Origin of the sequence: Streptomyces sp. NPDC050842 (genome assembly GCF_044456565.1) — a bacterium.
Classification (GTDB): domain Bacteria; phylum Actinomycetota; class Actinomycetes; order Streptomycetales; family Streptomycetaceae; genus Streptomyces.
The window spans coordinates 1-5217 of record NZ_JBITGA010000028.1 but is presented as its reverse complement, the minus strand read 5'-3'; the positions used below and the strand labels follow the sequence as shown (position 1 = coordinate 5217).

2 rRNA genes are annotated in these 5217 nt (G+C 56.9%); both read right to left on the bottom strand.

Features of this window, described 5'->3' with window-relative positions:
* Positions 1-32: 32 nt before the first annotated feature.
* A 23S ribosomal RNA gene (locus ACIBG6_RS39385) occupies positions 33-3155 on the bottom strand.
* Between the two features lie 288 nt (positions 3156-3443).
* Positions 3444-4969, bottom strand: a 16S ribosomal RNA gene (locus ACIBG6_RS39380).
* Together the 16S and 23S rRNA genes form the textbook arrangement of a ribosomal RNA operon.
* Positions 4970-5217: the final 248 nt, after the last annotated feature.

The following is a 5217-nucleotide window of genomic DNA, read 5'->3' as shown; positions in this document are numbered from 1 at the left end:
CTTCAGAACTAACACAGTGGACGCGAGCAACTGAGGACAAGCCCTCGGCCTATTAGTACCGGTCAGCTCCACCCATTACTGGGCTTCCACATCCGGCCTATCAACCCAGTGGTCTACTGGGAGCCTTACCCTCTCAAGGAGGTGGGAATACTCATCTTGAAGCAGGCTTCCCGCTTAGATGCTTTCAGCGGTTATCCCTCCCGAACGTAGCCAACCAGCCATGCCCTTGGCAGGACAACTGGCACACCAGAGGTTCGTCCGTCCCGGTCCTCTCGTACTAGGGACAGCCCTTCTCAATATTCCTACGCGCACAGCGGATAGAGACCGAACTGTCTCACGACGTTCTAAACCCAGCTCGCGTACCGCTTTAATGGGCGAACAGCCCAACCCTTGGGACCGACTCCAGCCCCAGGATGCGACGAGCCGACATCGAGGTGCCAAACCATCCCGTCGATATGGACTCTTGGGGAAGATCAGCCTGTTATCCCCGGGGTACCTTTTATCCGTTGAGCGACGGCGCTTCCACAAGCCACCGCCGGATCACTAGTCCCGACTTTCGTCCCTGCTCGACCCGTCGGTCTCACAGTCAAGCTCCCTTGTGCACTTACACTCAACACCTGATTGCCAACCAGGCTGAGGGAACCTTTGGGCGCCTCCGTTACCCTTTGGGAGGCAACCGCCCCAGTTAAACTACCCATCAGACACTGTCCCTGATCCGGATCACGGACCGAGGTTAGACATCCAGCACGACCAGAGTGGTATTTCAACGGCGACTCCACCATGACTGGCGTCACGGCTTCAAAGTCTCCCACCTATCCTACACAAGCCGAACCGAACACCAATATCAAACTGTAGTAAAGGTCCCGGGGTCTTTTCGTCCTGCTGCGCGAAACGAGCATCTTTACTCGTAGTGCAATTTCACCGGGCCTATGGTTGAGACAGTCGAGAAGTCGTTACGCCATTCGTGCAGGTCGGAACTTACCCGACAAGGAATTTCGCTACCTTAGGATGGTTATAGTTACCACCGCCGTTTACTGGCGCTTAAGTTCTCAGCTTCGCCACACCGAAATGTGACTAACCGGTCCCCTTAACGTTCCAGCACCGGGCAGGCGTCAGTCCGTATACATCGCCTTACGGCTTCGCACGGACCTGTGTTTTTAGTAAACAGTCGCTTCTCGCTGGTCTCTGCGGCCACCCCCAGCTCACGGAGTAAATCCGATCACCAGTGATGGCCCCCCTTCTCCCGAAGTTACGGGGGCATTTTGCCGAGTTCCTTAACCATAGTTCACCCGAACGCCTCGGTATTCTCTACCTGACTACCTGAGTCGGTTTAGGGTACGGGCCGCCATGAAACTCGCTAGAGGCTTTTCTCGACAGCATAGGATCATCCACTTCACCACAATCGGCTCGGCATCAGGTCTCAGGCTTCATGTGTGACGGATTTGCCTATCACACGCCCTACACCCTTACCCCGGGACTACCACCGCCCGGGCTGGACTACCTTCCTGCGTCACCCCATCGCTTACCTACTACCACCTTGGGTCGACGGCTCCACCACTTTCCTTTCCCCGAAGGGTCCGGAACGGCTTCACGGCCTTAGCATTAATGGGCTCGATATTGGGCGTTTCAAAGCGGGTACCGGAATATCAACCGGTTGTCCATCGACTACGCCTGTCGGCCTCGCCTTAGGTCCCGACTTACCCTGGGCAGATCAGCTTGACCCAGGAACCCTTAGTCAATCGGCGCACACGTTTCTCACGTGTGTATCGCTACTCATGCCTGCATTCTCACTCGTGAACCGTCCACAACTAGCTTCCGCTGCTGCTTCACCCGGCACACGACGCTCCCCTACCCATCACAGCGGGCGTTGGCCCTATTGCTGCAATGACACGACTTCGGCGGTACGCTTGAGCCCCGCTACATTGTCGGCGCGGAATCACTTGACCAGTGAGCTATTACGCACTCTTTCAAGGGTGGCTGCTTCTAAGCCAACCTCCTGGTTGTCTCTGCGACTCCACATCCTTTCCCACTTAGCGTACGCTTAGGGGCCTTAGTCGATGCTCTGGGCTGTTTCCCTCTCGACCATGGAGCTTATCCCCCACAGTCTCACTGCCGTGCTCTCACTTACCGGCATTCGGAGTTTGGCTAAGGTCAGTAACCCGGTAGGGCCCATCGCCTATCCAGTGCTCTACCTCCGGCAAGAAACACACGACGCTGCACCTAAATGCATTTCGGGGAGAACCAGCTATCACGGAGTTTGATTGGCCTTTCACCCCTAACCACAGGTCATCCCCCAGGTTTTCAACCCTGGTGGGTTCGGTCCTCCACGAAGTCTTACCTCCGCTTCAACCTGCCCATGGCTAGATCACTCCGCTTCGGGTCTTGAGCGCGCTACTAAATCGCCCTATTCGGACTCGCTTTCGCTACGGCTTCCCCACACGGGTTAACCTCGCAACACACCGCAAACTCGCAGGCTCATTCTTCAAAAGGCACGCAGTCACGACCCATTGGGTAAACCCAATGAGCGACGCTCCCACGGCTTGTAGGCACACGGTTTCAGGTACTATTTCACTCCGCTCCCGCGGTACTTTTCACCATTCCCTCACGGTACTATCCGCTATCGGTCACCAGGGAATATTTAGGCTTAGCGGGTGGTCCCGCCAGATTCACACGGGATTTCTCGGGCCCCGTGCTACTTGGGTGTCTCTCAAACGAGCCGTTAATGTTTCAGCTACGGGGGTCTTACCCTCTACGCCGGACCTTTCGCATGTCCTTCGCCTACATCAACGGTTTCTGACTCGTCTCACAGCCGGCAGACTGTGAAAGAGAGATCCCACAACCCCGCATGCGCAACCCCTGCCGGGTATCACACGCATACGGTTTGGCCTCATCCGGTTTCGCTCGCCACTACTCCCGGAATCACGGTTGTTTTCTCTTCCTGAGGGTACTGAGATGTTTCACTTCCCCTCGTTCCCTCCACATGCCCTATGTGTTCAGGCATGGGTGACAGCCCATGACGACTGCCGGGTTTCCCCATTCGGAAACCCCCGGATCAAAGCCTGGTTGACGGCTCCCCGGGGACTATCGTGGCCTCCCACGTCCTTCATCGGTTCCTGGTGCCAAGGCATCCACCGTGCGCCCTTAAAAACTTGGCCACAGATGCTCGCGTCCACTGTGTAGTTCTCAAACAACGACCAGCCACCCATCACCCCACCGGACAAGCCGATGAGTTCACTGGGGCCGGCATCACGAAGGCAACGACCATACGGCCGTACCCTCAGATACCCAACAACGTGCCAAGCACAGCCGGTTCATCGATCTCGTTTTCCACGCCGAAGCAGTACTCACGATCTCTCAGACAGCGACTGTGCCAACTAATCAACGTTCCACCCATGAGCTGACCGTGCAGAACGTTTGTCTGCAATCGGTACTGTGCTCCTTAGAAAGGAGGTGATCCAGCCGCACCTTCCGGTACGGCTACCTTGTTACGACTTCGTCCCAATCGCCAGTCCCACCTTCGACAGCTCCCTCCCACAAGGGGTTGGGCCACCGGCTTCGGGTGTTACCGACTTTCGTGACGTGACGGGCGGTGTGTACAAGGCCCGGGAACGTATTCACCGCAGCAATGCTGATCTGCGATTACTAGCAACTCCGACTTCATGGGGTCGAGTTGCAGACCCCAATCCGAACTGAGACCGGCTTTTTGAGATTCGCTCCGCCTCGCGGCATCGCAGCTCTTTGTACCGGCCATTGTAGCACGTGTGCAGCCCAAGACATAAGGGGCATGATGACTTGACGTCGTCCCCACCTTCCTCCGAGTTGACCCCGGCGGTCTCCTGTGAGTCCCCATCACCCCGAAGGGCATGCTGGCAACACAGGACAAGGGTTGCGCTCGTTGCGGGACTTAACCCAACATCTCACGACACGAGCTGACGACAGCCATGCACCACCTGTATACCGACCACAAGGGGGGCACTATCTCTAATGCTTTCCGGTATATGTCAAGCCTTGGTAAGGTTCTTCGCGTTGCGTCGAATTAAGCCACATGCTCCGCTGCTTGTGCGGGCCCCCGTCAATTCCTTTGAGTTTTAGCCTTGCGGCCGTACTCCCCAGGCGGGGAACTTAATGCGTTAGCTGCGGCACCGACGACGTGGAATGTCGCCAACACCTAGTTCCCAACGTTTACGGCGTGGACTACCAGGGTATCTAATCCTGTTCGCTCCCCACGCTTTCGCTCCTCAGCGTCAGTAATGGCCCAGAGATCCGCCTTCGCCACCGGTGTTCCTCCTGATATCTGCGCATTTCACCGCTACACCAGGAATTCCGATCTCCCCTACCACACTCTAGCCTGCCCGTATCGGATGCAGACCCGGGGTTAAGCCCCGGGCTTTCACACCCGACGTGACAAGCCGCCTACGAGCTCTTTACGCCCAATAATTCCGGACAACGCTTGCGCCCTACGTATTACCGCGGCTGCTGGCACGTAGTTAGCCGGCGCTTCTTCTGCAGGTACCGTCACTTTCGCTTCTTCCCTGCTGAAAGAGGTTTACAACCCGAAGGCCGTCATCCCTCACGCGGCGTCGCTGCATCAGGCTTTCGCCCATTGTGCAATATTCCCCACTGCTGCCTCCCGTAGGAGTCTGGGCCGTGTCTCAGTCCCAGTGTGGCCGGTCGCCCTCTCAGGCCGGCTACCCGTCGTCGCCTTGGTAGGCCATTACCCCACCAACAAGCTGATAGGCCGCGGGCTCATCCTTCACCGCCGGAGCTTTTAACCAGCTTCCATGCGGAAGCCGGTGTTATCCGGTATTAGACCCCGTTTCCAGGGCTTGTCCCAGAGTGAAGGGCAGATTGCCCACGTGTTACTCACCCGTTCGCCACTAATCCACCCCGAAGGGCTTCATCGTTCGACTTGCATGTGTTAAGCACGCCGCCAGCGTTCGTCCTGAGCCAGGATCAAACTCTCCGTGAATGTTTACCGGTAATCCGGTGCACACACACGAGAGCGGAACGATCGAGTCGGAATAAGACCGATCGTTCACAGCGTCCTCGCTGTGTTTCGCCACCCGGCTAGGGGTGGACTTTTTCAAAGGAACCTCGACCATCCGAAGATGGACGGGGTATCAACTAATCTGGCGTTGATTTTTGGCACGCTGTTGAGTTCTCAAGGAACGGACGCTTCCTTTGTACTCACCCTCTCGGGCTTTCCTCCGGGCTTCC